Below are 24,376 nucleotides of genomic sequence, written 5' to 3'. Positions count from 1 at the left end.
TCAGGCCGAGGCGTCGAGCACGACGAGGACCGCCGCCGCCAACTGTTCGATCCAGTCGATGGTCTGTGTGACCACGGCGGAGTCGATCGTCCGCTTGTTCGGCGGGTCGTCGGGGTCCTCGTCATACTCGTGGGCGATCTTGTTCCGGCGCCGGACGATGCGGATCAGCTGCTCGCGGACTTCGGCGCCGCTGCTGACCGATCCCTCGCCGGCCCGCTCGCTCAGGACCTTCGCGACGGCAGCCCAGAGGTTGCCGACGTTGCTCACCAATGAGAACGCCTCTCTGATCTTGTCCGGGTGCTGGTAGGCCAGGTGCCCGCGCGACTGGCCGAGCCGTTCGTCGACCACTTCCACCAGGGTCGCGCGCGACTGGAGAACTCTTTCGATGTCTTCGAGCGAGATCTGGAACGTCGCGTATCCCTTGGGCCGGGGTAGCCGGGTCGGACGCGCCGCCAGGTTCAGCATCCGGCCACGGACCTCTTGCCGGACCCACTGGTCGAGCGCGGCGACGCACTGCACCCAAGCCGCCCGGAACACGTCCGACACCTCGAACGAGCCCACCTCGAGTTGGGCCAGGTGCTGACCGGCCGTGGCCAGGCTTCGCGCGTAGTTGAGGTTGCGCTGAAGGCTCACAAACGGCGTGACCGGTTGACCGGCGGCGGGCCCGCGCCCGTCCGGGTTCTTGTCGTCCACTAGGGCCAAGATCCGCGCCATAACCGCGTCGGCTGCTCCGGTCTCGATCACCATGTTGAGCGGCGGCAGGCTGGGCAGTTCGCGCTCCACCACGGAGCGGGGCAGATCCAGGCGCAACCACCGGACTGGGCGAACGTGACGCACTTCGTCGCGCAGGTCGAGACGGTAACGGTAGTCGCCTGTGATCCAGCCGACCGCCACGTCCGGTCGGCTGCGCCGCAGCAGCAAAACCAGGTCTTCGGGGCCGATGCCGCTGCGGAACTGGAACAACTGGACGGCGTAGGCGTCGGCCGAGGCCGTCTCCACGAAGGGGTATGCGGCTTTGACCCGGGCCCGAATGTGGGCCTGGTCCGCCACTGCGGCCAGATCACCCACGGCGGCCCAGCCCACGGCAACCAGGCCTTCACGGAAGGCGATCTCCTCGTAGGCTGCGGCGCGTAGCGAACGGATGATCCATAGTCTGGCCATCGCAGTCCCCCTGGATCAAGTGGTACTCATATCGATCAACGTCTTTTGCTCTTTTGCGACAACCTTCGACGTCGACCAATTTCGCTCCACTGAATACGATGGTTGTCGCGCTTAGGTCGCACGGCGGGACCCTCGCTTGGCGATCATTTCCGCACAGCATCGGGCGGTCCGGAGGTCTTTCGTTGCCACCACGTCAAGCCGCTGACGCCGGCGCCGTGGCGGCCTTGCTGCGGGAGTTGCTCGTCAGCGACGAGCGGTACCGCCGGCAATGGCAGAATTTCAGCCAGCGCCGATCGTCGTCGTTACACCAGGCTGCGGTTGCCAAGGTGCTCGCCCTTCATTTGTGGGACCGTGGCGAACGCAGCGATGCCGCGGTGTCGTTGCCCCGGGAGCTCAAGGACAGGGTGTCGCGAGCGTTGAACGGCACGGCGATCTCGGTTGAAACGCTGACCTGGGTCATCGCCGCGTTCGCCATCGACCAGGTGGACCAGGCACGGCTGTGGGAAGCGTTCGACGGATACCGCGACCCGCGGGGTGTCTCTCGAACGCTACTCAGGCAACGGCAACTGGCGCGCCGTCAGCGGCACCACACCGTCAGCCTGTTCGAGCGGTACCTGGTGACCGGCGATCGTTCGCTGCTCATGCGCAGCACCGCCCACACTATTCAGGCGGCCGAGGACGGCGTCACCGCGTACATTTTCAACCACGAACCTGCAGCCGACTGGGTCGAAGTGATCCACGGCGGACACCTCGGCGAGCGGCTGCGATATGGCGATGGGCTCCATGCAGTCGAAATAGTCCTGGACCATGAACTGCACCAGTGGGAAAGCACCAGCCTCGAGTACCGGACGCACTTCCGGGCCGGCACGCAGTTCCCGACCGAGGTGCGCCGCCCCGCCTTCGCGCGGGCTCGGAACATCGATCTCGCGGTGCATTTCGACGGAGCGCCGCCCCGCCATGCCTGGTGGTGCGTGTGGTCCGACCATGTCGACGGCAATCCGCTCCGGGAAGCGCCTGAGACCATACGTGGGGCATCGATCCGGCGTTACGTGCCGTTCATTGAGCAGACGGTTGTCGGTTTCCGCTGGGAGTGGTGACAGGCCCATGAAGGTAAGGCGTCGGTGGGGCGGAGGGCCCTGTCGTGGTAAGTGATGAAGTCGAGAAGCTGTAGGGCGATGACACTGACCGACGCTGATGCGTGGCGTGTGAGATCGGCACGTACGGCCCTGGGCAAAATCGCATGTAGGCCGCGTCGCCACGGTCAATGGCACTGCGCATCAGAAGACAAAATATCCAAGATCGGCTTTACTCTCATGCCGCGATCGCCGGGCGGCGGTTTCTCGCGGTAGCCCGCTCGGTCGCCAGCTACGGCCGCAGGCTGATCCGGGGGTCGCCGCTCTCGCCGATCCAGGGCAGGTTGAGTGCTGTCAGCCACGTGGTGAACGGGCCGCCGATGATGCCCAGCTCCTCGTGGGCGGACTCGGCCTCGACCGCCGCTGCCTCCACGCGCTCGACCGGGATCTCGAACAACCGGGCCAGCGAGGCCCGAGCCGCTGCGCCCTCGACCAGGACGGCGCCGGGCTCGAGACCGCCGAGCGCCGGGATGTCCGTCGACGTCGGTTCGCCCTCGTCGAACGGTTCGCCGGTCTCGTCGTCGCGGGGATGGATGTAGACGTGGTGCACCCGGTGCGGCCGGCCGTCGACGAGCCCGAGCGCAAGGTGTTCTGCCCCGTATTCGTCGTGGTCGAGAGCGACCAGAGCCCGCCGCACCGCGCCGGGCTGAAGCATCGCGTCGGCGACCGAGCGGGCCAGCTGCTCGTATCCGACCCCGTCCGCCAGCAGTTCGATCCGGCAGCCGTCCGGCGTGCTCACCACCCAGGCGTCCAGGGGGAAACGGCCGGCGCCGTCACGCAGGGCGTCGAGGACCGTGGTGGCGTCGGCCGCGGACCGCAACTCGATCCAGGCCGCACCCATGAACGTCGACATCCCGCCTCCACCGGCCTCACGCGTCGGACCCCCGAACAGTAGAAGACGTTCACCGACTACCGCCGGCCAAAGAAGAACTGGCGGGAGGGCCTTGCCGCCAGCAGGCCGGTGGTCACCACCACGAGCGCCATGGCTGCCACGGCGCCGAGCCAGTTCACGACGATCGACAGAGGCGTCCCTGCGTCAGTCGTCCCCTCGACCCACCTCGTGGAGGTGAACTGCATCGTTCTGGAGGTGAACGGGCCCGCCACCACCAGGGTCAACACCGGGAGCAGGAGCCCGGCCAGGCTTGCCCAGTACGCCAGCCGGACGCCGCCGCGCAGCCCGACCGCGGTCACCGCGAGCCAGGCGGCGAGCGCCAGCAGCGCATAGGGCGCAGCAAGGTCGCCGAATGCCTGCCTCGGCAGCAGCCCGGCCGTCACGACCACCACAGCCGTGACGGTGAGGACCACGGCGAGGATGAGCTGACACCAGAAAGCGGCAGTCACCACCCACGGCCGCCCGCTCCGGCCGTGGGTTGGTCGCAGGACAGCGGCTATGCGGCGCGTCCCCACAGGTCATAAGCCGTGCGGCCCGGGCGGAAGCCGTGCGCCTCGGCCATGGCGACGGCCTCCGGGAAGCCGTTGGCGACCAGGTCGGGGCGGTGGGCGTCGCTGCCGAAGCTGACCGCGTCGCCGCCCTCCTCGTGCCACCATTTCAGGATGGTCGCGTCCATCGGGATGCGCGTGTTGATTTCCAGGGCGCGGCCGGATGCGGCGGTGGTGCTCAGGGCGTACCGAAACTCTTCTTCGAACAACGCCGGGTTGAACGGCCCGGACGTGTCGGCGGGCCAGGACCGCAGCGGATAGTCGATGTGCGCCAGAATGGCGAACGGCTCATTGCCGGCGACCATGCGCGGGATTTCGGCGAGGTATTCACGGACCAGCTCGAAAGGGTCGCGGTGCGGGTAGAGCGCCCACGGCTCGCCGTAACCGTCGCCGTCGGGCAGGCAGTGCAGCGAGCCGAGGACCCGGTCGAACGTGCCGGCGGCCAGGATCGCCGCGACCTGCTCGGCGTGCCAGTGCGGTTCGCCGACCTCGAGGCCGCTGAGGATCCGCAGGCCGGGGAAGCGGTCCCGGCACTCGTCGACGGCGGCGAGGTAGCCGGTCACGTCGAAGGGCGGCGGGTGGACCAGGCCGTCCGGGTCGGCTGCGGCGGTCAGTTCGGCACTCATGTACGGACCGGACGTCGGCGCGGGCCAGCTGATGTGGTCGAGGTGCTCGGTGAACGCGATCACCGGCAGCCCCACCGCGACGGCGCGCTCGCACGAGCCCACCATGTCCCCGGCCGTGGTGTCCCAGGACCATTCGGTGTGGACATGACTGTCCGCCGGTAACGCCATGCCGATCATGATAGTAGGGGCACCCCGAGCCGCTCGCGGAGCTCCTCGAGGGAGATCCCGTACGTCTCCCGCACCACCACCCCGCCCGCCGTGATCAGGAACGTCGCCAGGTCGGTGTAGACCCGGTCGACGCAGCCCAGCCCGGTCAGCGGATACGTGCACTCCGGCACCAGCTTGGCCGACCCGTCCTTGGCGAACAGCGTCATCATCACGTACACGCTCTTCGCGCCGACCGCGAGATCCATCGCGCCGCCCACCGCCGGGATCGCGTCCGGTTCGCCGGTGTGCCAGTTGGCCAGGTCGCCGCGGGCCGACACCTGGAACGCGCCGAGCACGCAGACGTCCAGGTGACCGCCGCGCATCATCGCGAACGAGTCCGCGTGGTGGAAGTACGACGAGCCGGGCAGCTCGGTCACCGGCACCTTGCCGGCGTTGGTCAGATCCGGGTCGATCGCGTCGCCGGTCGCGGCCGGGCCCATGTTGAGCATGCCGTTCTCGGTGTGCAGCACGATCCCGGCGTCGGCGGGCAGGTGATCGGCGACCAGGGTGGGCTGCCCGATGCCGAGGTTCACGTACGATCCGGGTTCGATGTCCCGGGCCACCAGGGCGGCCATCTCGTGCTTGTTCAGGCTCATGCGGCCACCACCCGGTCGACGTAGATGCTCGGGGTCACGATCACTTCGGGGTCCAGCGCGCCGGTCGCGACGATCTCGTTCACCTGGGCGATCACCAGGCCGGCCGCGGTCGCCATCACCGGCCCGAAGTTGCGGGCGGTCTTGCGGTAGACCAGGTTGCCCATCCGGTCCGCGCGGTGCGCGCCGATCAGCGCCACGTCGCCCTTGATCGGGAATTCCAGGACGTACGTCCGCCCGTCGATCTCCCGGGTCTCCTTGCCCTCGGCGAGCGGGGTGCCGGCGCCGGTCCGGGCGTAGAACGCGCCGATCCCGGCACCTGCCGCGCGCATCCGTTCGGCCAGGTTGCCCTGCGGCACGACCTCCAACTCGATGCGCCCGGCCCGGTACAGACCGTCGAACACCCACGAGTCCGCCTGGCGCGGGAAAGAACAGATCATTTTTCGTACGCGTCCCTTGGCCAGCAGCGCGGCCAGCCCGGTGTCACCGTTGCCGGCGTTGTTGGACACGACGGTCAAGTCACCGGCGCCCTGCTCGATCAGCGCGTCGATCAGGTGTACCGGCATCCCGGCCATCCCGAACCCGCCGATCAGCACGGTCGAGCCGTCCCGGATCCCGGCGACCGCCTCAGCGGTGCTGTCACAGATCGTCGTGGCGCTCATGCCACATTCTCCAGCACGACGGCGAGGGCCTGGCCGACGCCGATGCAGATCGCCGCGACGCCGTAGCGGCCCTGCGACTCGATCAGCCGCGCGGCCAGGGTGCCGAGGATCCGGCCGCCGGACGCGCCGAGCGGGTGTCCGATAGCGATCGCCCCGCCCTTGGCGTTGACGATCTCCGGGTCGATGTCCCAGGCGTCGACGCAGGCGAGCGACTGCACCGCGAACGCCTCGTTCAGCTCGACCGCGGTGACGTCGTCCCAGGTGATCCCGGCGCGGGCCAGGGCCCGGTCGGCGGCCTCGACCGGCGCGTACCCGAACATCGGCGGCTCGACCGCGGCCACCCCGCGCCCGGCGATCCGCGCCAGGGGCGCCCGGCCGATCCGGTCCGCGGCCTGCGCCGAGCCCAGCACCAGCGCCGACGCGCCGTCGTTGAGCGGTGACGCGTTCCCGGCGGTGATCGTGCCGGTCGCCCGGAACGACGGCTTCAGCCCGGCCAGCTTCTCGGCGGTGCTGCCCGGCCGGATCCCCTCGTCCCGGTCCAGGTCACCGACCGGAACGGTCAGGCCGGCGTAGAACCCTTCGTCCCAGGCCCGCGCGGCCAGCACGTGCGAGCGCGCGGCGAACGCGTCCTGCCGCTCCCGGGAGATCGAGAACTTCTCGCCGAGCATCTCGTTCGCCTCGCCCAGCGAGACCGTCCACTCCTTCGGCATGTTCTCGTTGATCAGCCGCCAGCCCAGCGTGGTCGAGACCGCGGTGACGTTGCCGGCCGGGAACGCCCGCGACGGCTTCGGCAGCACCCACGGCGCCCGGGTCATCGACTCGACGCCACCGGCCACGATCACGTCGGCGTCACCGGACTCGATCGCCCGGGAACCGATCATCGCGGCGTCCAGCGACGAGCCGCACAGCCGGTTGACCGTGGTCGCCGGCACCGACACCGGCAGCCCGGCGAGCAGCACGGCCATCCGCCCGACGTTGCGGTTGTCCTCACCGGCCTGGTTCGCGCAACCCCAGACCACGTCACCGATCGCTGCCGGGTCCAGGTCAGGGATTTTTTTCAGTACGCCCTGGAGCGCGGCCGCGGCCAGGTCGTCCGGTCGCTCCTCGGCGAGGGCGCCGCCGAAACGACCGAACGGGGTGCGCGTCGCGGCGTAGAGGTAGGCGGAGTTCATGCCGTTCACGGTAGGCCGCCCGTACCGATTGACTCCAATACTGAATCACGCGCCATTGATAACCTCAGTGCATGGAACTGCGGCACCTGCGTTCGTTCGCCGCCCTCGCCTCGGAGCGGCACTTCGGCCGCGCCGCCGAACGCCTGCACATCGCCCAGCCCGCGCTCTCCCAGCAGATCAAGCAGCTGGAGCGGGAACTCGGCGTCGAACTGGTCACCCGCACCACCCGCCGGGTGGAGCTGACCGAAGCCGGTCACCGCTTCGCCGAACACGCCCGCACGGTCCTCGGCGCGGTCGACCGCGCCGCCTCGGAGATGGCCCTGGTCGCCGCCGGCCAGGCCGGCCGGGTGTCGGCCGGATTCATCGGCACCGCCACCTACGACCTGCTGCCCCAGGCCACCCGCTCGGTCCGCCACCAGCTCCCGGACATCCGCCTGGAGCTGCACGGCGAGCTGCTGAGCCCGGTGTTGCTCGAGGGCCTGCTCACCGGCACCTACGACCTGGTGGTGCTGCGCCCGGACGGCATCACCCGCCCCGAGGTGAACGTCCGGACCCTGCGCTCCGAACCCTTGGTAGCGGTCCTGCCCGACCGCCACCCCCTGGCCGCGCGCTCGTCCATCGACCTCGCCGAGCTGTCCGCGGAACCGTTCGTGACCCACCCGTCCGGCCATCGGTCGTCCATGCACGAACACGTCCTCGCCGCCTGTGCCGCCGCGGGCTTCCACCCCACGTCGATCATGGAGGTGGGGGAGACGGCGACGCTGGTCGTCTTCGTGGCGGCGGGCCTGGGGGTGGCGCTGGTCCCGGCCCCGGTGCGGAGTCTGGCCCTGGAGGGCGTCGCCTACGTCCCCCTCACCACCCCGCCCACGATCGACCTGGCCCTGATGACCCGCGCCGACGAGACCTCCCCAGCAGTCCACCAGGTAGCCACCATCATCACCCAACTGAGCCACCCCTGACCCACCAGCGAGGCCCATGGACGATGACCGCTCGCCGGTGTTTGTAGCGGTCGTGAGACGACCGTGGCCGCTCGCCGTTCGGCCGGGCGACGTGATGCCACGACACGCGCTCGCCCGCCGTGATCAGCCGGTGTCAGCAGCCCAGCTGGCCGTGACGGCCGTTATGGAGCCGGATAAGGGCCGTCACGGCCAGCCGAAGCTGCCCGGCTGGGCCTGGTGGCCGTTGTGGCGGCGGATAACGGCCGTCACGGCCAGCTGAAACTGCCCGGCTGGGCCTGGTGGCCGTTGTGGCGGCGGATAAGGGCCGTCACGGCCAGCTGAGGTTGTTCGGCTGGTGCTGAGGGCCGTTAAAACGGCCGTGAGGACCAGCCGGGGCCGCAACGCGCGCTGCTACCGCCCCGGAGCGCGGCACCGCGACGTACCGTGTGCGCTCACCGCCCCCAGAAGACCCGGACCAGCCCACTTACCGGGACCACCGCCCACGTTGCGGGACGACCGCGCCCCGGCTCGGCCGCGCCCGGCGCGTCAGACCGCGCCCGGCCACCGCGACGGGCGCATCAGGCCCCGGCCGCGCGTCAGCCGAGCGGGGCCTTGGCTGCCGGGGAGCGGTGCCGGACCGCCAGCCCGACCGCCAGCCCCAGGCCCACCGTGCACACCCCGGACAGCAGCAGTGTCGTCCGGCCGCCCAGCGCCGCCACCATCGGGCCGCCCAGCAGCGTCCCCACCGACGTCGCCGGAACGGTCAGTGCCGCCCGCGCGGCCAGCACCCGGCTCAACGCCTCCGGCGGCGTCCCCCGCTGGAACAACGCCGTGGAGATCGCCGTGTACGGCCCGTAGATCAGCCCGCCGAACGCCAGCCCGAGCATTCCCGGCAGCACCGCGTCGGTCAGCCCGAGAGGCAGCAGCGCCGCACCCCACCCCACGATGATCACGACGACGACGTTCGCCGGGGGGAACCGGGACAGCAGCCCGGAACCGAGCGCACCTACCGTCGCGCCGACGCCGAACACCGTCCAGTACAACCCGAGCAGGCCCGCCGAGCCGTGCAGTTCTGTCGCCACGTGCACCGGCAGCGCCACTTCCACCGGGCCGTACAGGAAGAAGAAGATCATGGTGACCACGAGCAGGCCGAGCAGTCGCGGACGGGCCCGGACCAGCTGCCACACCCCGGTGGCCGACTCGGCGGGCGGCGCGACCTGCTGGGCGCGCCGCGACACCGACCAGGCGGCGACGGCGAGGACCGCGAAGCTGAGCGCGTCCGCGCCGATCACCCAGCCGGGGCCGGCAAGCCCTGCGACCAGGCCGGCGATGGCCGGGCCGACCACGATCGAGGCTTGGGTGAACGTGGACAGCAGCGCGTTGCCGGCCACCCGCTGCTCGTCCGGCAGCAGCTCGGCGACCAGGGTGTATGCCCCGGCGCTGCCCCAGGCGTGCAGCAGCGAGGAGACCGCCAGCAGCACGACGTAGCCGACCGGGTCGAGGAGGTCGGTGATCGCGAGGGCGCTGATCGTACCCAAGCAGATTGCTCTTAAAGTGGCATCGGTCGCGACCAATCGGGCGGCCCGCAAGCCGCGCATGAAGCGGGACAGCAGGGCCGCGCCGATCGAGGCGGGCAGGGCGTAGGCCGCGACCGCGAGCCCGGTCCACACGCCGGCCTGCCCGGGCGGGGCGATCCGCACCGCCAGCCAGGCGACCGCGACCAGGCTCATCCCGTCGCCGAGCGCGGAGACCAGCAGGCCCGGCACGACGGGGTGCCGCAGCAGTTCACGCATCCGCTGATCGTCTCAGCTCAGCGGACCTGGAATTCCAGCAGCGAGTAGCCGTATGCGCTGAGCCGCTGCAGGCCGAACACCCGCACGTAGCGGGCGACCCGGTTCTTCGCCGGGATCTCCACGGTGCCGCCGGTGCCGTCGGCGGTGCCGTAGAGCTTGGTCCAGGTCTTGCCGTCCAGCGACGTCTCGACCCGGTAGCGCACCGCGTAGGAACGTTCCCAGCTCAGCGTGATCGTGGTCAGCTTCCAGCGGCGTTTCAGGTCGGCGCGCAGCCACTGCTTGTCGGTGAAAGCGCTGGACCAGCGGGTCGCCGGGTCGCCGTCACACGCGTATTTCGGCAGCCACGGGTCGCCCTCGACTCCGGAGGCGGTGCAGGTGCCGGCGAGCGCGAGGTTCGTACCGGAGGGGTTGGCTTTTCCGGTCGGACTCTTGCTGGCGGCCGGAGCCTTGCTCGGCGCCTGCGCCGCCTCGGTCGTCTCGGTCGCCTCAGCCGGTTCCGCCGTCTCCGTCGGAGACGGGGGCGCGAGGGTGGTTGCGGTCGGCGTGGGAGTCACGGACGCGTCCGATTTTGATCGGTACGCCACGGCGCCACCCGCCGCGAGCCCCACCACGAGCAGCCCGACCAGCCAGCCCCGCCCTCGGCGCTTCCGCGCAGGCTCCGGCGCTGGCGGCGGGGGCACCGGAGTCGGCACGGGCAGCACCGGCACCCCGGACGCGCCCGGCCTCGGTGGCCGTGGCGGCATCCGGGTCAGCCGCAGATTGTCCGCTCGCGACGGCACGCGCCGCTGGTTGTCGAACTCCGCCACCCACGCCCCCTGATACTCACCTGTGGAGGCATATCTTGGCGTACGCATCGCCCGGTTCCGGAACCGGGCGATACTTATCGGTCAATGGCAGGTCAGGCGGCCAAGGGGGTCGACAGCGACGCCAGCAGATCCTCCGGGTGCACCGGTCGGCACAGGTGGTAGCCCTGACCGAGATCGCAGCCGAGCAACCGCATGGCGTTGCGCTGCGCCTCGGTCTCGATCCCCTCGATCACGGTCCGCAGCCGCAGCGTGCGGGCCAGCTCGACGATGGTCCGGATCACCGCGAGGTCCGCGGTGGTCGGCTGCCCCTTGCTGATGAACGCCCGGTCGATCTTCAACTCGTCGACCGGCAGCCGCTGCAGGTACGACAGCGACGAGTACCCGGTCCCGAAGTCGTCGATGGACACGTCCACCCCGAGGTCCTGCAGGTCGCGCAGGCAGGCGATCGCCGTCCGCGGGTCGCTCATCAGCACCGACTCGGTCAGTTCCAGGGTGACCGCCTGCGGTGGCAGCCGGGTGTCGTTGAGCATCCGCTCCACGTCCGAGGCGAACTGCGGGTCGGTCAGCTGCCGACCGGACACGTTCACGTTGATCCCGAGGTCCGGCCGGATCCGGCGCCACACCGCGGCCTGGCGTCCCGCGGTGTTCAGCACCCACCGCCCGAGGTCGCTGATCAGGCCGGTCTCCTCGGCCATCGGCACGAAGTCGGCGGGGGAGACGTAGCCGCGTTCCGGGTTCTGCCAGCGGACCAGCGCCTCCACCCCGACCGGCTCACCGGTGTCCAGGGAGATCAGCGGCTGGTACTGCAGCCGGAACTCGCCGAGCGTGAGCGCCCGCTGCAGGTCGCCGTTGAGGGTCAGCCGGGCCAGCGCCTCGGCGTGCATCTGCGGCTCGAACAGCACGACCCGGCCCGGGCCCTCCTGCTTGGCCCGGTACATCGCCACGTCCGCGTTGCCCAGAACCTCGCCCGGCGCCGGACCGGGACCGGCCGCGATGCCGATGCTGGCGCCGATGAACACCTCCTGGCCGCCGACCACGAACGGCTGCTTGATCGTGTCGATCAGCCGCTGCGCGACCGGGACCGCCTGGTCGGCCGGGCAGGTGTCGAGCAGGATGGCGAACTCGTCACCGCCGATCCGGGCCGCCGTGTCGGCCGGGCGCAGGCAGGCGCGGACCCGCCCGGCGACCAGGCCGAGCAGTTCGTCGCCGGCCCGGTGCCCGAGGCTGTCGTTGACCGCCTTGAACCGGTCCAGGTCGATGAAGAGCACGCTGGTCGGCGCGTCCCCGGCGAGCTTCTCGGCGAGCATCTCCAGGAACAGCACCCGGGTCGGCAGGCCGGTCAGCGAGTCGTGCCGGGCCTCGCGCAACGAGTCGATCAGGGCGAGGCGTTCGGTGGCCTCCCGTTCGCGTTCCTCGCGCAGCCGCCGCTCGGCGGTGAGCAGACCGATGTTGGCCAGGGCCAGCCCGATGGTCTGCGCCATCGCCTGCAGCAGCTGGCGCTCCTCCGGGTCGAGAGGATCGCCGGCCCGGGCGACCAGCAGCGCGCCGTTCGGGTCGCCGCTGAACCGGGCGCTCGTCACGTGCAACTCGTCCAGTCCGGGCACGGTCAGCGTGGCCGGGCGCTGGTCGCCGGCCAGCAGGGTGTCCAGCTCGTCGCGGCCCAGGCCCCAGGCGACCTGGACCCGGCCGTCGCGCAGCACCGCGCCGATCTCGGTCTCCAGCACCTCGGCGGCCCGTTCGACGGCGACCATGACGGCGGAGAGCTCCTCCTGCGGCCCGCAGACCGCGGCGAAGAACTCGGTGAGCTGATGGGTGGTCCAGTGGTTCATGCCGCTTCCCCCGCTTTTTCCTCGCGCCGGTTCAATGGGGGCGCCCTCAGGCCAGTGCCAGCGTGACGAGCGTGAAGTGGTGCATGCCGAGCGCGCCGCGGACCCGGGCGATCTCGCCGGTGCTGTAGAAGCCGCCGTACGGGACCCCGTCGAGCCGCTTGCCGAACTCGGCGTTCTCCTGCTCTACCCCGGCCGGGCCCAGCTTGATCCACCGGCCGGCGCAGTCGAAGACCAGCATGCCCAGCGCGGGCGCGCCGCCGAGCGCGTCGAGCGCCTGCCCGGACGCGTCGGCCGCCCCGTTGATCAGTGACTCCTGATCCGTCTCCATCAGCCAGATCAGGGCGCCCTGCGGCACGTCGGCGAGGCAGAACAGCGACCGGTCGCTCCGGTCCCCGTCGTGGATCACCCGGATGTCCTCGCCGCTGCGCCGGGACAGCCCGAGCGGATGGTGGAACGCCAGGTCCCGGAACGCGGTGATGTCGTCGAGCGCCGAGTCGTCGACACCGAGCCGGCGCAGGAACACGTCGAGGGCCGGCTCGCCGTCGAGCTCCAGGATCCGCCCGCCGTTGCTGCTGGTGACGACGAGGGCGTCACCCTCCTTGCGCCAGCCGTGCGCGATGCCGACGCCCATCGGCCCGTCCGACCCGATCGCGATCCCGATCACCGCGTCCGACATGATCTCCACGCCGTCGCGGCCGCCGTGGAACTGGTAGGTGCGCACGTAGGTCAGGTCGTCGCCGGCGTACCCGCCGACCAGCGGGATCGCGGCGCCGACCACGGAGAACGCGCCCCGGACGATCTCGTGCTGGGTTCCGGTCAGCCCGTCGCCGATCATCAGCAGCGCTTTGTGCTCGCCGTCGAGGCCGGCCAGGCAGGCCGCTGCTTCGGCGCCGGCTTCGCGGAGGCGACCGGTCACGGCACGAGCGATTTTCGTACGCACGGTGAAGCCCGCCCCGCCCCACGCCGTGATCGCGACCCCGGCCCGGCTGACCCGGCCGTCGGCGAGCTGCCCCGACGTGGTGCAGCCGACGATCACGGTGTCCGCGCCGGCCTGTGCCCGCAGCGCGTCGAACAGCTCCGGCACGTGGTACCCGACCGAGCAGAACACGAACACCACGGCCGCGTCCCGCCCGGCCAGCGCCGTACCGGCCGCCTCGGCACCGGCGGCGGCGGGGTCGGTCAGGGTGCTGTGGCCGGTGCCGAACCAGCGGGTGGCCGTCCCGGTGCTGCTGACGTGACTCATGCCCGTGGTCATCGGCCGCCGACCCGCCGAGTTGAGTTCTGACACCGCGATCGGCCCCGCATCGACCGCTATCGTGCGACGGGTGACCGCCTTCATCCGCAACGTCTCGTTCGACGCCGCCGACCCGTATGTGCTCGCGGTCTTCTGGAGTGAAGTGGTCGGGCATCCGGTGCACCCGGACTGCGCGCCCGGCGACCACGAGGTGGTCATCGAGCCGCCCGGCGGGCCGCGCCTCTACTTCCAGGCGGTGCTGGAGTCGAAATCGGTCAAGAACCGGGTGCACGTCTGCCTGCAGTCGGCCGACCTGTCCCGGGACGCCGAGATCGACCGGCTGCTCGCGGCCGGCGCGACCCTGTTCGCCGACCACCGCACCCCGGACGGCGCCGGCTGGGCGGTCCTGCAGGACCCGGCCGGCAACGAGTTCTGCGTGACCCGCGCCGACGCCGAACGCCACCCGTGACCCGGCGCCGCCGCCGGGCGCCATCCCTGACCCGCGCCGCCGAGTCTCACGCTTGACCCGCGCCGCCGGGCCTCACGCTTGACCCGCGCCGCCGGGTCCCGCGCTTGAGCCGCGCTGGCGCTGAACCCCACGCCTGACCTGTGGGCGGACGGCCGCGGCGCGCGTCACCGCCCTTGGCTGGTTGTCAGGGGTGCCTCCGGCCTCTCGAGGCACCCCTGACAACCAGCCGGCTGCCGTGAGCTGGCTGCCAGCGGTGTCTCCGGCGTGCGGAGGCACCCCTGACGGCCAGCCGGGGATCGGCGGCTGGTGCTGGCGGTGGTGTCGGCGGGGTTGAGGCAGCCGTCAGCACCAGCCGGGGCCGTGACGTGGAGCGGCGTCCGGGCTTGATCGTGGTCAATATGCTCCGGGCATGTCTCCTCGCGTCGCCGCCCTCTGGGCCATCCCGTTCGCGATCGTGGGGTTCCTGCTCCGGATCGCCGCCCGCTGGGTCTCCTTCGACGAGGTGTTCGATTCGTTCCCGGCCGGCCTGCTCGCGGACTTGCTGGTGTTCGTGCTCAGCGTCGGGCTTCCGCTGGGCGGCTATCACCTGCTGACCCGGCCGGCCCGGCTGGAGCCGGCGACCTGGGTGCTCGACCCGGCCCGGAGCCGGTTCGTGGCCCGGTCAGCACCGCGGCCGGCGGGGTTCCCGCTGATCCTGATCGGACTCTGGGCCGCGACGGCCCTGCCGACCGAGCGGGTGCCGCACGAGAGTCATCGGCAGTTCGCCGCGTTCAGCACGCTGAACACGATCGCTTTCACCGCGGTCGGGCTGGTGTTCCTGGTGATCTTCTTCTCGGTGCTGGCCGGGCGGCCGTGGGTGGCGGTGGACCGGGACGGCGTCATCCGGCAGGATCTGCGCCAGGACCGCGTCGCCTGGGGCGAACTGACCCCCGAGCAGCCGGAGTGGTGGTCCTGGCTCTGGGTGCGGGGCCTGGCCGTCGGCAAGCTGAAGTTGCCGGTGACGTCGCTGCACATCGACCAGACCCTGCTCGCGTTCACGATCCGCAACTACAAGCGGGTGCCCGGGCTGCGCGAGCAGATCGGCACCGCGGAAGGCCTGGAAGTCCTGCAATCCGCCTACCAGAAAACCATCGCGCGGCGCTGACACGGCGGTTTTTTTGATACAGTTGCACCATGAAGAACGTTGACGGCATCAGCGCCTTCACCTCCGAGGAGGCCGAGCGCCGCTTCGCCGCGGCCTATCGGCAGGGGTTCGCCGACCTCTGGCCGGGGCCGGCCGTGCCCATCCCGGTCGCCACCAGTTATGGCGAGGCGGTCGCCTATCGGGTCGGCCCGGCCGAGGGGGTGCCGATCGTGCTCGTGCCCGGCTCGGGTGGCAACGCGCTGACCTGGTATCGCTATGTCGAGGCGCTCGCCGACCGGCATCCGGTGATCGCGCTCGACCCGATCGGCGAGCCCGGCGGCGCGACGCAGACCCGGCCGATCCGCGACGCCGGTGACGTGGCGGCCGCGCTCGAGGAGACCCTGGCCGGGCTCGGCGTCGAGCGCGCCCACCTGGTCGGCATGTCCTATGGCGGCTGGGCGCTGCTGCGCCACGAGCTGGCCTTCCCGGGGCGCGCGGCGAGTCTGACCCTGCTCGATCCGGGCGGTCTCGGCCGCCTCGGCGCGCGGTTCTGGATCTGGTTGGTGGGCGGCGCGGTCGCCGGTCTGGCTCCCGGTCCGCTGCGGCGGCGGCTTTCCTTTGTGGTACGCAACGCCGTGCTCCGCGACGACGCCCTGATGGCGTTCCTGCCCCTGATCATGAAGTTCCGCCGCCGTCAGCCGATGCCCGACGCGCTGACCGACGCGGATCTCGCGGCGCTCACCGTGCCGACGCTGGTCATGATGGGGGAGCACAGCGCGCTCTACCGGCCCGAGGCGGTCGCCGAGCGGCTGCGGCGTGTCCTGCCCGCCGCCCGGGTCGAGATCGTGCCCGGCGCGTCGCACGACCTGCCGGCGCACTCGCCCTACGTGGTCGCGGCCCGGATAGCCGAGATGGTTTCGCCTGTTCAGCGCCGGGGTAATTGATGACCATACCTCCGGTTTGGGACGACACTGCGGCATCGCCGTGTCGTGTCGGCCCGTCCCGCGGAGGTAACAATGCACAGCATGGTTCCGCTCGCCCTGATGGCGACGACGATCGGGTTCGCACCGACCGCCCAGGTGTACGACGCACGGATCTACGACCGGGACAGCCGGCTGCTCGCCGAGGCGCGCTTCGACGCCGCCGGTGACACGTTCACGGTGACGAAGCGGTCCGCCGACGGAGGCCGGGCCTATCTGGAGTTCCGCTACGTCCGGGTGGACGGCACGGTGCAGACCGGCAGGCATCAGGGCCCGGCCACGGCCGGCGCGAGTGTCAGTTTCGGTCACGATTTCGGCGAGGGCCGCCGGCTCACGTTCCGGGTGTGTGTCACCGAGGTGCACGGCTTCAACCCGTGCAGCGGCACGGCCGCCGGCGAGAACTGGACCGTCGCCTACGCCTGACCGGGCCGTGCCCGCGTGACGGGCCGTGCCCGCGTGACGGGCCGTGCCCGCGTGACGGGCCGTGCCCGCGCTTGCGGGACCGGGCGGCACGCTCCGGCCGCGGCGGGGAGTCCCGGTAGCGGTCGGCGGCGCCGCGCGGTCCGGAAACCGGATCGCTCGGTCTCGTCCCCTCAGTCGATCAGGCGGTAGCGGCGGCGCTGCGTGGTCACCTGGTAGATGACGTCGTTGGCCCGGCACAGGGTGGCGAGATCGGCAGGCCGGGCCGGCGCAGCACCTCCTCGACGGCGCGCATTCGGGCCGCCCGCGTCCGTCGGCTAGGCCCGGCCGCGGACCTCGGCCAGCCGGTCCAGCAGGAACGTCCGCTCCCGGTGGTTGCCGGTCAGGGTCAGGGCTTCCTCGTACGCCGACGCCGCCTCGGTCCACCGCTCCAGCCGGCGCAGGAAGTCGGCGCGGGCCGCGCTCAGGTACGCGTACGTCGCCAGCGCCGGGTCACCGAGCAGCGGGGCCAGCGCGGTCAGTCCCGCGGCTGGGCCGTCGCGCAGGCCGATCGCCGCCGCGCGGTTCAGCCGTACCACCGGCGAGCCCGGCCACAGCCGGTCGAGCACCCCGTAGAGCGCGACGATCTCACCCCAGTCCGTCTGCTCCCAGCTCGGCGCCGCGGCGTGCACCGCGGCGATGGCCGCTTCCACCGCGTACCGTGTGGGTGGTCTCCTCCGGAGCGCGTCAGTGAGCAGACCGCTTCCCTCAGCGATCTGGCCCGCATCCCACCGTGACCGGTCCTGGTCAGCGAGCAGCAGCATCCGCCCGTCCGCGCCGACCCGGCTCGCGGATCGCGCGTCGATCAGCAGGAGCAGCGCGAGCAGCGCGCCGACCTCGGCGTCGGCCGGCATCAGCAGGTGCAGCAGCCGGGCCAGGCCGATCGCGCAGCCGGTCAGGTCGGTCCGGATCAGGTCATCGCCGGCCGCCGCGGTGTGCCCGGTCGTGAAGATCAGATGTACCACCTGGAGCACCGCGCCGACCCGCTCGCCGAGCTGGTCCGGCCCCGGCACCCGGTACGGGATCCGCGCCGTGGCGATCTTGCGTTTGGCCCGGGTGATCCGCGCCGCCATGGTCGGCTCCGGCACCAGGAAGGCCCGGGCCACCTCGGCCGTCGACAGCCCGCAGACCAGCCGCAGGGTGAGCGCCACCTGGGTCTCGCGGGCCAGCGCCGGATGGCAGCAGGTGAAGATCAGCCGGAGCCGGTCGTCGGTGACCTCGTCCGGCCCGGGCGCCACCTGGTCCGCGACCAGCAGCGGCAACCGCCGGCGCAGCGCCGACTCGCGGCGCAGCACGTCGAGGGCCCGATTGCGGGCCACCCGGGTGAGCCAGGCGCCGGGCCGCTCCGGGACACCGGAGCGCGCCCAGACCTCGAGGGCCTGGGCGTACGCGTCCTGGGTGCACTCCTCGGCCAGCCCCAGGTCCCGGGTCAGTCGCGCGGTGGCGGCCAGCACCCGGGCCCAGTCGCGGCGGTGCGCGGCCGCCACCGCCGCGCCGGCCTCCCCGGTCATCCGCGGGTCACGACCGGGCGGATCTCCACGCCGCTGTGCGACGCGTGCACCTCGGGCAGTAGATCGACCAGCTTGAGCACCTCGTCGAGGTCGGCGGCCTCGATCAGGTAGAAACCGCCGAGCACCTCCTTGGTCTCCAGGAACGGCCCGTCGGTGATCAGCTGACTGTCCGATCCCGATCGGACGGTGGTCGCGGTCGAGGAGGCCTCGAGCTGCTCGCCGCCGAGCACGCGGGCGCCGGCGGCGTCGTTGAAGGCCTGGTGGGCGGCACCGTGCGCGGCCCACTCCGCCGGGGTCATCGCGTCCCAGCGCGCCTCGTCGCCGTGGATCAGGAGCATGAACTTCGCCATCGTGTCGTCCCTCTCGCCTCCGGCCCGGAGCCGGGCCACTGAACCTACGACGAACGGCGGCCGTACCGGATCGACAGCTCGGCGATCCGATCCGCGCCGACGTCGTACGCGCGCTGCCCGGCCCGGCGGTCCCGGGCGTGCAGGGTGTGCAGCACGGGGGAGTGCGGCCCGCCGAGGTCGACCAGGCTCGCCGACGCGCCGCGGACCGCGCGCACGGTGTCCGGCGCGGCGGTCAGGTCGATCCGGTTGACCACACCCGGCGTCACCCACACCGGCACGCCGGCCAGGAACCCGGACACCTGCGAGTGAAAGTGTCCGCAAAGGATCAAGCCGACGTCGGTCCCGGCGATCACCGCGGCGAGCTCGTCACCGTCGCGGAGGCCCATGGCCTCCTGCGCCAGCACCCCCGGGACGGCGAGAGGTGGGTGGTGGAAGGCGAGAATGCTCTGGTACGGCGTGCGCGCCAGCACCCCACGCAGCCAGTCCCGTTGCGCGGGGCTGATCCACCCGTACGGCTCGCCCGGCACCAGCGAGTCCAACGTGATGATCCGGTACCCGCCGACGACCGTCACGGCAGCGCGTTCCCCGCCGGCCGAGCGCAGCCACTCCACCGCGCCGTCCCGGCCGTCCGCACCCAGGTGGCCGCTGCCGAGCACCTCGGTGAACGCGCCCCGCTCGTCGTGGTTCCCGGTCGTGAAGACCACCGGCACCCGCCGCTCCCGGGCGAACCCGCCGACCATCGCCAGCACGTCCCGGTAGGCCGTCACCGACCCGTCGTCGGCCACGTCGCCGGTCACCAGGACCACGTCGACGCCGGGGACCTCGGCGCAGTCGAGCAGCATCCCGCGCAGCGCTTCCCGGGCGTCGATCCCGTCCCGGTTCACCCCGGCGGCCGCGGTGACGTGCGTGTCCGACAGGTGCAGGATCCGCATCCCGACACGCTATCGGCTGAATCCGCCGGTAGCCGCCCGCCGTCCGCCTTTGCCACAATCGTCGCGTGACAGCCGATGAGCTCGTGACGATCGAACTGACCGAAGAGGAACGACAGGTGCTCTCCCGGGCTCTGCACGAATGGGCCGGCCCGGCGCACTGCACCGAGGCACTCGCCGTCGCGATGGGCTTCGGTGGCGTCGCCGACCTGCTCGCCGAGGGAAGCCGGATGCGCCCACTGATCCGCGCCGGCGAGCCGCTCAGCCGCCGCGACTGGCGCCGGGCACTGATCTCCGCCGAGATCGTCTTCGCCAGCGACGTGTTCGGCTCGGGCATCGACTGGTCGATCGCCACCGGCCTGAGCGACGAGGAGACCATCCAGATCCTCCGCCCGCTCCAGCGCAAGATCGCCCGGGTCGCCCGGATCCACCAGCTCAGCGAGGCCTGACCGCCGGGGTCAGGTGAGTTCGGGCAGGACGGTGACCAGGTCGAACGCGTCCGCGACCGGCAGGTCCAGGTAGCCGTCCAGGTTGCGGTAGCGCTGCGGGCCGTCGGCGCCCCGCAGCGGCCGCAGGTCGGTGACCTGGGGCGCACCCGGCGCCGGCAGGAACGCTTCGACGCTGCCCGGGACCGGTGCGGTCAGGTCGACGGTGAGGACCTCGACGCCGGTCTCGGTGCCGGGGGCCGCCCGCCGGGTCGGGGTCCGTCCGCCGGTGCAGGTCAGAGCAATGCCGACGTACGCGTCGGCCAGCTCCGCGGCCAGGTGACTGCCCATGACCGGGACCTCGGCGGTGCCACCGAGCAGGATCGGTATCCGCTGCAGGTGGGTGTTGGCCGCCGAGATCACCAGCTTGCGGCCGTCGCGGAGCAGGTGCCGGGCGGTCTCCGCCATCGCCGCGTCCCGCACGTTCACCGCGGTGTGGATGCCGGAACCCCGCACGGCGTGCAGCTGGGCACGCAGCATCTGGTCGAGCAGCACCGCCAGGCGCAGCTCGTGGCGCGCGGTGGCGTACCCGTCGGCGCCACCGCCGTGCCGGTCGGGCCCGGCGTGCCCGGCCGCGCTCCCGTGCCGGGCGTACTGCGGGCGCAGGACGTCGACCCGGGCGGCCAGCTCGGCCAGCAGGACGGTCAGCGCGTCACGGTCGGTGGCCGGCGCCGCCGCGTAGGCCCGGAACGCCGGCATGGTGTGCGGGCTCGCCCACTTCCCGGCGTACGTCCGAATCTGATCGATGATCTGACCCGCCTCCGGATCGACTGCGGTGAGATAACCGGCGACCCCGTCCACCGCCGACAGCAGCGAGCCGAGCTGGGCCGGCAGGTCCAGCCCGGCGAAGCGCACGTCCCCGCCGCGCCGGTGCTGGTCCCGCAGCCAGCTGAGCCAGCGCCGGGTCTCGGCGGTGTGGCCGAATCCGTAGGTCAGGCCCCGCTCGGCGATCTCCGCGACGTCACCGGTCTCCTCGCCCCGCACCCACCGGCCGACGGTCAGGCCCTCGCTGAAGCCGGACTCCAGGGCCACCGCGGAGAATCCCATCCGCTCCACGAGGAACCGGGTCATCCGGTGCCTGACCTGCTGGTATTCGCGGACGTTGTGTGCCGACTCGCCGATCCCGACCACCTGCGCGTCCCCGAGGAGCTGCCGCAGCGGTTCCAGGTCGTCCAGCCCGGCATCCGGGTCCAGCGTCGCCATCGTGAACGCGTCAAGCTCGATCGCTTTGATCACCGGTGATCCTTCGTGTCCGATTTCAGGCAGGGACCGCCACCTTAGCGGCCACCCCGGGTTCCTAGAGTCCTAGGACGCTTGAGGGGTTGCGGTCGGGTTCACGCCGGGCTGATCGACGACCCCGGCCCGGTGACCGTCACTGGGTGCGCTGTTGGACGCAGCGGTGCGAGACCGGGAGCGCCGCCGGCCGGGTCGTGCTCGGTTGACGCGTCCGTCAGGGGAAGGACCTGGCTGACCGGCAGACGGGCGTGGGTAGGCTCGCCCATGCTGATCACGCACGTCAGCGGTGTGCCCGTGGCAGGGGGAGTTCGTGGAGTTCTCGGAGGCGGTCGCGAGCGGCGCGGGGATGTTCGGGCTGTGGTCGCCGCCGGCGTTTCGCGGGGTGGTCGACTACGGGACGTGGGAGGCGGAGCTGCTGGAGGACCAGGACATCGACCGGCACATCCGGTCCGGCGCGTTCGTCCCGATCAACATTCACAGCGACGGCGAGTTCCAGTTCCTGGTTCGCATCGGGTCCGCGGGCCTTCCGGCGGCTTTGACGGTACGGGAGAGGGCCTACCTGGTCGTCGCCTCGGAGCCGTACCTGTTCGTCGCGACGGACGGCGCCCTGCTCAGCGGCATCGAACACGCCGGCGCCAAGCCCGGACCGGCCCTGCGCGTGCCACTGCCACCCGGCCGCTGGCAGGTGTGCATCTTCCTGCTCGACTGGACCGCCGAACCCGGCCGCCAGGACGGCGAGGGCGCCCCGCTACCAGGAGCCCTCCCGGACTTCACCCTGCTGCTCAACCCGGCGCCCCCGACCGCCGTCTTCCGCACCAGCATCGAAACCTTCCCCCGAGCCATGCGCTGACCAGCAGGTCCCAAACCACCCGCACCACCCGTGCACCCGTGCACCCGCACCACCCGTGCACCCGCACCACCCGTGCACTCCCTGGCCGAGGGACCGTGCGGTGCGCTGCTGTCGCCACCGCAAGGGCGGTGGCAGTCCGCGGTGCCGCGACGCTTGCGCGGACCGCCCCCCTGAGGGCCGCAATCGCCCGCGATCGGCCATTGCGGACCCGCACCGCCCCCTTCACCCCTTGCCCGCCCCGACACCCGCGCCCGCTGCCACAGAGCGACGCTTTTGGCCCCGGCCGCCCAGCCCAACCCGGCACCTTCCAGTCCGGCCCAGCGCCGCTGCGCCCGGCCCGGCATCGTCGGCCCGCCGCTTCACCTCACCGGGACCGCCAAGCCACCCATAGCCGTCCGAACCCCAGCCGCTCGCCCACCCTCACCCCGCCCGCACAGGAATTTCGGCAAGCACAAGCGGCGGGCTGGTCCTGGGGGGTGTCAAACGGTGTCGGAGGCACCCCTGTCCGCCAGCCGGACGCGGCCGGCTGGTGCTGGGGGGTGCAAAACGTGCCGGAGGCACCCCTCACCGCCAGCCGGGTCCGTGCGGCTGGTGCTGGCGGCTGTCTCAGCGGCATCGAGGCGACCGTGACCGCCAGCCGGGTTCGTGTGGCTGGTGCTGGCGGCTGTGTCAGCGGCCTTGAGGCGACCCTCAGCGCCAGCCGCGTGCGGTTGCCGCCCCGCTGGGTGGAACAACGGGGGGCATAAGCCGCGCACTGCCCCTCACCGCCAGGGCCGGTCCGCCGGCTACCTGTTGAGACCCGCCGCCGTGACCTCCGCGGGCGCTGGGCTACGCGCTCTCGGCCCACTCCGCGACCACCTCGAAGATCGGGGCGCGTCCGGCGAACCGCTCCGCCATGTCCCGGCCGTCGTAGCTGTACCCGTTGGTGCCCGCCGCCGTGCCCGCCGCGGCCACCATCCGGGGCGCGAACCAGAAGAACCGCGCCGCGCCCGTCACCCGGATCGCCCGGCGCACCACGTCGGGCGCCACCGCCCCACGCATGCCCCGCACATACGCCGAGGTGACCGTCTCCAGGACCTCGTCCAGCAGTTTCACGTCGAGCAGGCCGTCGAAGAACGCGTCCAGCGCCATGTTCGCGGCGTCGCCGCCGATCGCGCCCGGGCCGACGAACGTCCAGTCCAGCAGCACCGGCCCGCGGTCGGCGCCGATCAGGTTCATCGCCCACAGGTCGTGGTGGCACATGGTCTGCGGCAATGCCCGGGCCGCCGCGAGCACCTCGAAGCGTCGCTCCCACAGCCGTCGCAACCCGGTCCGCAGCCGCGGTGACCAGGCCGCGGTCACCACCGGGTGATCCCAGTCCAGGTGGTCCGGCACCGGCTGGGCCAGTGTCGCGTCGGCCAGGAAATCCCGGGGCAGCCAGGCCGCTTCCAGGTGCGGGCGGGTGGTCCATCCGGCTTGGGCAAGACCGATTTTGTACGCGAGGTCGCCCATCTCGGCCGGCCCCCACGTCGCGCCGGGTGTCCCCGCGACGTCCTCGAGCCACATCGCGACCGAGCCGTCCGCGCGTTCGTGCGTCGACAGGCACTCCGGCGCGGAGAGCCCGCCCTCGGCGAACAGGGTGGCCGGGACTCCCGCCTCGTACGCTGAGGGCTCTCTCCTCCAGTAGTTGAAGTGACCTGGATCCGCGCTCGCGGCCATGTGTGCCGCGGCCCCCGCGCGCCGGGGTGTAGCGATCTTGAGGATGGCGGTCCGGTCGCCGCGGCGGACCCGCCACACGCCGCCGGTGGTCTCGTTCGCCGACCCGTGTTCGAGTTCCTCGGCGACCCACCCGTCCCGCAGCAGATCGATCGGCACCGTCATGATCCGAACGTACCGAAAAATAGTTCTGCCGGGGATGTCGAGAACGGGCGGGTGGCTCCGTCCCCGTGGCGAAGGTGACGACAATGGGTCGCACCGGCACCGAGGAGAATCATCATGGCGAAGTACCTGCTGCTCAAGCACTACCGTGGCGCTCCGGCCCCGTGCAACGACGTGTCCATGGACAAGTGGACGCCGGAGGAGGTCACCGCGCACATCCAGTACATGAACGACTTCGCGGCGCGGCTCGAGGAGACCGGCGAGTTCGTCGACGGGCAGGCCCTCGCGCCGGAGGGTGAGTGGGTCCGGTACGACGGTGAGGGCCGCCCGCCGATCACCGACGGGCCGTTCGCCGAGACCAAGGACCTGATCGCCGGCTGGATGATCATCGACGTGGACAGTCACGAGCGGGCGGTCGCGCTGACCGGGGAACTGTCGGCTGCGCCCGGCGCCGGTGGCGAGCCGATCCACGAGTGGATCGAGCTGCGGCCGTTCCTGGCCCACCCGCCGACGATCACGGAGTGACCTGCTGA

25 protein-coding genes are annotated in these 24,376 nt (G+C 71.7%); 9 read left to right on the top strand and 16 right to left on the bottom strand.

The annotated features are described in order from the left end of the window. Positions 1-1,161: a hypothetical protein gene (locus tag ADL15_RS23645; RefSeq protein ID WP_157441563.1), complete on the bottom strand. Its 1,161-nt coding sequence runs from the start codon at positions 1,159-1,161 to the stop codon at positions 1-3. A 215-nt stretch (positions 1,162-1,376) separates the two neighbouring features. Here ADL15_RS23645 and ADL15_RS23640 point away from each other — a divergent pair, with 215 nt between their 5' ends. Continuing rightward, positions 1,377-2,258, top strand: a complete 882-nt coding sequence (locus ADL15_RS23640) for a hypothetical protein (RefSeq protein WP_083971640.1) — start codon at positions 1,377-1,379, stop codon at positions 2,256-2,258. Positions 2,259-2,526: 268 nt separating this feature from the next. Here ADL15_RS23640 and ADL15_RS23635 read toward each other — a convergent pair whose 3' ends face one another. The 6 genes from ADL15_RS23635 to ADL15_RS23610 are packed head-to-tail and all read right to left on the bottom strand — an operon-like array spanning position 2,527 to position 6,994. Further along, complete coding sequence (locus ADL15_RS23635) at positions 2,527-3,147, bottom strand: hypothetical protein (protein ID WP_067695154.1); 621 nt, start codon at positions 3,145-3,147, stop codon at positions 2,527-2,529. 56 nt (positions 3,148-3,203) lie between these two features. After that, the gene (locus ADL15_RS23630) at positions 3,204-3,635 is read right to left on the bottom strand and encodes a hypothetical protein (RefSeq protein WP_067695147.1); all 432 of its coding nucleotides are present in this window, start codon (positions 3,633-3,635) and stop codon (positions 3,204-3,206) included. Positions 3,636-3,682: 47 nt separating this feature from the next. Further along, entirely contained in the window at positions 3,683-4,528 is an 846-nt protein-coding gene (locus ADL15_RS23625; RefSeq protein WP_067695405.1) for a PHP domain-containing protein, read from the bottom strand. A 5-nt stretch (positions 4,529-4,533) separates the two neighbouring features. Further along, positions 4,534-5,163: a 3-oxoacid CoA-transferase subunit B gene (locus tag ADL15_RS23620; RefSeq protein ID WP_067695144.1), complete on the bottom strand. Its 630-nt coding sequence runs from the start codon at positions 5,161-5,163 to the stop codon at positions 4,534-4,536. Next, positions 5,160-5,822, bottom strand: coding sequence for a 3-oxoacid CoA-transferase subunit A (locus tag ADL15_RS23615; RefSeq protein WP_067695140.1), 663 nt, complete (start codon positions 5,820-5,822; stop codon positions 5,160-5,162). The genes ADL15_RS23620 and ADL15_RS23615 overlap by 4 nt, the downstream gene beginning before the upstream one ends. Beyond that, positions 5,819-6,994 carry a thiolase family protein gene (locus ADL15_RS23610; RefSeq protein ID WP_067695137.1) on the bottom strand — a complete coding sequence of 392 codons (1,176 nt, stop codon included), beginning with the start codon at positions 6,992-6,994 and terminating at the stop codon, positions 5,819-5,821. The genes ADL15_RS23615 and ADL15_RS23610 overlap by 4 nt, the downstream gene beginning before the upstream one ends. 71 nt (positions 6,995-7,065) lie before the next feature. Between ADL15_RS23610 and ADL15_RS23605 the strand changes: the two genes are divergently transcribed. Next, the gene (locus tag ADL15_RS23605; protein WP_067695135.1) at positions 7,066-7,953 is read left to right on the top strand and encodes a LysR substrate-binding domain-containing protein; all 888 of its coding nucleotides are present in this window, start codon (positions 7,066-7,068) and stop codon (positions 7,951-7,953) included. 575 nt (positions 7,954-8,528) lie between these two features. Here the strand turns inward: ADL15_RS23605 and ADL15_RS23600 are convergent. The 4 genes from ADL15_RS23600 to ADL15_RS23585 all read right to left on the bottom strand — a co-directional run bounded on the left by ADL15_RS23600 (position 8,529) and on the right by ADL15_RS23585 (position 13,603). Further along, entirely contained in the window at positions 8,529-9,725 is a 1,197-nt protein-coding gene (locus tag ADL15_RS23600; RefSeq protein WP_067695133.1) for an MFS transporter, read from the bottom strand. A gap of 17 nt (positions 9,726-9,742) precedes the next feature. Continuing rightward, complete coding sequence (locus tag ADL15_RS23595; RefSeq protein ID WP_067695130.1) at positions 9,743-10,531, bottom strand: discoidin domain-containing protein; 789 nt, start codon at positions 10,529-10,531, stop codon at positions 9,743-9,745. Between the two features lie 92 nt (positions 10,532-10,623). Continuing rightward, on the bottom strand, positions 10,624-12,360 hold the full coding sequence (locus ADL15_RS23590; protein WP_067695122.1) for a putative bifunctional diguanylate cyclase/phosphodiesterase: 1,737 nt from the start codon (positions 12,358-12,360) through the stop codon (positions 10,624-10,626). Between the two features lie 46 nt (positions 12,361-12,406). Beyond that, positions 12,407-13,603, bottom strand: coding sequence for an FIST signal transduction protein (locus tag ADL15_RS23585; protein ID WP_157441561.1), 1,197 nt, complete (start codon positions 13,601-13,603; stop codon positions 12,407-12,409). An 82-nt stretch (positions 13,604-13,685) separates the two neighbouring features. Between ADL15_RS23585 and ADL15_RS23580 the strand changes: the two genes are divergently transcribed. From ADL15_RS23580 to ADL15_RS23565, 4 genes are all read left to right on the top strand, one after another. Next, positions 13,686-14,063 carry a VOC family protein gene (locus tag ADL15_RS23580; protein WP_067695119.1) on the top strand — a complete coding sequence of 126 codons (378 nt, stop codon included), beginning with the start codon at positions 13,686-13,688 and terminating at the stop codon, positions 14,061-14,063. Between the two features lie 409 nt (positions 14,064-14,472). Continuing rightward, complete coding sequence (locus ADL15_RS23575) at positions 14,473-15,207, top strand: hypothetical protein (protein WP_067695116.1); 735 nt, start codon at positions 14,473-14,475, stop codon at positions 15,205-15,207. A gap of 29 nt (positions 15,208-15,236) precedes the next feature. Beyond that, positions 15,237-16,130, top strand: a complete 894-nt coding sequence (locus tag ADL15_RS23570) for an alpha/beta fold hydrolase (RefSeq protein WP_067695114.1) — start codon at positions 15,237-15,239, stop codon at positions 16,128-16,130. Between the two features lie 81 nt (positions 16,131-16,211). Further along, positions 16,212-16,589 carry a hypothetical protein gene (locus ADL15_RS23565; protein ID WP_157441560.1) on the top strand — a complete coding sequence of 126 codons (378 nt, stop codon included), beginning with the start codon at positions 16,212-16,214 and terminating at the stop codon, positions 16,587-16,589. A gap of 314 nt (positions 16,590-16,903) precedes the next feature. On the opposite strand, the gene ADL15_RS23560 is transcribed toward ADL15_RS23565, so the two are convergent. The 3 genes from ADL15_RS23560 to ADL15_RS23550 are packed head-to-tail and all read right to left on the bottom strand — an operon-like array spanning position 16,904 to position 19,418. Beyond that, the gene (locus ADL15_RS23560; RefSeq protein WP_067695110.1) at positions 16,904-18,136 is read right to left on the bottom strand and encodes an RNA polymerase sigma factor; all 1,233 of its coding nucleotides are present in this window, start codon (positions 18,134-18,136) and stop codon (positions 16,904-16,906) included. Then, positions 18,133-18,486 (bottom strand): YciI family protein, encoded by a 354-nt coding sequence (locus tag ADL15_RS23555; protein WP_067695401.1) that lies wholly within the window; start codon positions 18,484-18,486, stop codon positions 18,133-18,135. The genes ADL15_RS23560 and ADL15_RS23555 overlap by 4 nt, the downstream gene beginning before the upstream one ends. A gap of 44 nt (positions 18,487-18,530) precedes the next feature. Continuing rightward, positions 18,531-19,418: a metallophosphoesterase gene (locus ADL15_RS23550; protein WP_067695108.1), complete on the bottom strand. Its 888-nt coding sequence runs from the start codon at positions 19,416-19,418 to the stop codon at positions 18,531-18,533. Between the two features lie 65 nt (positions 19,419-19,483). Between ADL15_RS23550 and ADL15_RS23545 the strand changes: the two genes are divergently transcribed. Beyond that, a complete protein-coding gene (locus ADL15_RS23545; RefSeq protein ID WP_198170979.1) occupies positions 19,484-19,864 on the top strand; it encodes a hypothetical protein in 381 nt (126 codons plus the stop codon). A gap of 9 nt (positions 19,865-19,873) precedes the next feature. Here the strand turns inward: ADL15_RS23545 and ADL15_RS23540 are convergent, their stop codons facing one another. After that, on the bottom strand, positions 19,874-21,136 hold the full coding sequence (locus tag ADL15_RS23540) for an erythromycin esterase family protein (protein ID WP_067695105.1): 1,263 nt from the start codon (positions 21,134-21,136) through the stop codon (positions 19,874-19,876). A 310-nt stretch (positions 21,137-21,446) separates the two neighbouring features. Here ADL15_RS23540 and ADL15_RS53185 point away from each other — a divergent pair, with 310 nt between their 5' ends. After that, entirely contained in the window at positions 21,447-21,986 is a 540-nt protein-coding gene (locus tag ADL15_RS53185; protein WP_157441559.1) for a hypothetical protein, read from the top strand. A gap of 828 nt (positions 21,987-22,814) precedes the next feature. On the opposite strand, the gene ADL15_RS23530 is transcribed toward ADL15_RS53185, so the two are convergent. Beyond that, on the bottom strand, positions 22,815-23,846 hold the full coding sequence (locus ADL15_RS23530; RefSeq protein WP_067695100.1) for an aminoglycoside phosphotransferase family protein: 1,032 nt from the start codon (positions 23,844-23,846) through the stop codon (positions 22,815-22,817). A gap of 114 nt (positions 23,847-23,960) precedes the next feature. Between ADL15_RS23530 and ADL15_RS23525 the strand changes: the two genes are divergently transcribed. After that, the gene (locus tag ADL15_RS23525) at positions 23,961-24,368 is read left to right on the top strand and encodes a YciI family protein (RefSeq protein WP_067695098.1); all 408 of its coding nucleotides are present in this window, start codon (positions 23,961-23,963) and stop codon (positions 24,366-24,368) included. Positions 24,369-24,376 lie beyond the last annotated feature (8 nt).

The sequence above is a fragment of the Actinoplanes awajinensis subsp. mycoplanecinus genome (assembly GCF_001509495.1).
In the GTDB taxonomy this organism is placed as follows: domain Bacteria; phylum Actinomycetota; class Actinomycetes; order Mycobacteriales; family Micromonosporaceae; genus Actinoplanes; species Actinoplanes palleronii.
The sequence above is the reverse complement of the archived record's forward strand: the minus strand, read 5'-3'. Positions and strand labels throughout refer to the sequence as shown.

Coding starts and splice junctions, on each gene's coding strand:
- ADL15_RS23605 (WP_067695135.1), top strand. CDS start 7,066: ATGGAACTGCGGCACCTGCGTTCGTTCGCCGCCCTCGCCTCGGAGCGG.
- ADL15_RS23560 (WP_067695110.1), bottom strand. CDS start 18,136: ATGACCGGGGAGGCCGGCGCGGCGGTGGCGGCCGCGCACCGCCGCGAC.
- ADL15_RS23555 (WP_067695401.1), bottom strand. CDS start 18,486: ATGGCGAAGTTCATGCTCCTGATCCACGGCGACGAGGCGCGCTGGGAC.
- ADL15_RS23575 (WP_067695116.1), top strand. CDS start 14,473: ATGTCTCCTCGCGTCGCCGCCCTCTGGGCCATCCCGTTCGCGATCGTG.
- ADL15_RS23635 (WP_067695154.1), bottom strand. CDS start 3,147: ATGTCGACGTTCATGGGTGCGGCCTGGATCGAGTTGCGGTCCGCGGCC.
- ADL15_RS23625 (WP_067695405.1), bottom strand. CDS start 4,528: ATGGCGTTACCGGCGGACAGTCATGTCCACACCGAATGGTCCTGGGAC.
- ADL15_RS23600 (WP_067695133.1), bottom strand. CDS start 9,725: ATGCGTGAACTGCTGCGGCACCCCGTCGTGCCGGGCCTGCTGGTCTCC.
- ADL15_RS23525 (WP_067695098.1), top strand. CDS start 23,961: ATGGCGAAGTACCTGCTGCTCAAGCACTACCGTGGCGCTCCGGCCCCG.
- ADL15_RS23550 (WP_067695108.1), bottom strand. CDS start 19,418: ATGCGGATCCTGCACCTGTCGGACACGCACGTCACCGCGGCCGCCGGG.
- ADL15_RS23590 (WP_067695122.1), bottom strand. CDS start 12,360: ATGAACCACTGGACCACCCATCAGCTCACCGAGTTCTTCGCCGCGGTC.
- ADL15_RS23645 (WP_157441563.1), bottom strand. CDS start 1,161: ATGGCCAGACTATGGATCATCCGTTCGCTACGCGCCGCAGCCTACGAG.
- ADL15_RS23565 (WP_157441560.1), top strand. CDS start 16,212: ATGGTTCCGCTCGCCCTGATGGCGACGACGATCGGGTTCGCACCGACC.
- ADL15_RS23610 (WP_067695137.1), bottom strand. CDS start 6,994: ATGAACTCCGCCTACCTCTACGCCGCGACGCGCACCCCGTTCGGTCGT.
- ADL15_RS23620 (WP_067695144.1), bottom strand. CDS start 5,163: ATGAGCCTGAACAAGCACGAGATGGCCGCCCTGGTGGCCCGGGACATC.
- ADL15_RS23570 (WP_067695114.1), top strand. CDS start 15,237: ATGAAGAACGTTGACGGCATCAGCGCCTTCACCTCCGAGGAGGCCGAG.
- ADL15_RS23530 (WP_067695100.1), bottom strand. CDS start 23,846: ATGACGGTGCCGATCGATCTGCTGCGGGACGGGTGGGTCGCCGAGGAA.
- ADL15_RS23585 (WP_157441561.1), bottom strand. CDS start 13,603: ATGAGTCACGTCAGCAGCACCGGGACGGCCACCCGCTGGTTCGGCACC.
- ADL15_RS23615 (WP_067695140.1), bottom strand. CDS start 5,822: ATGAGCGCCACGACGATCTGTGACAGCACCGCTGAGGCGGTCGCCGGG.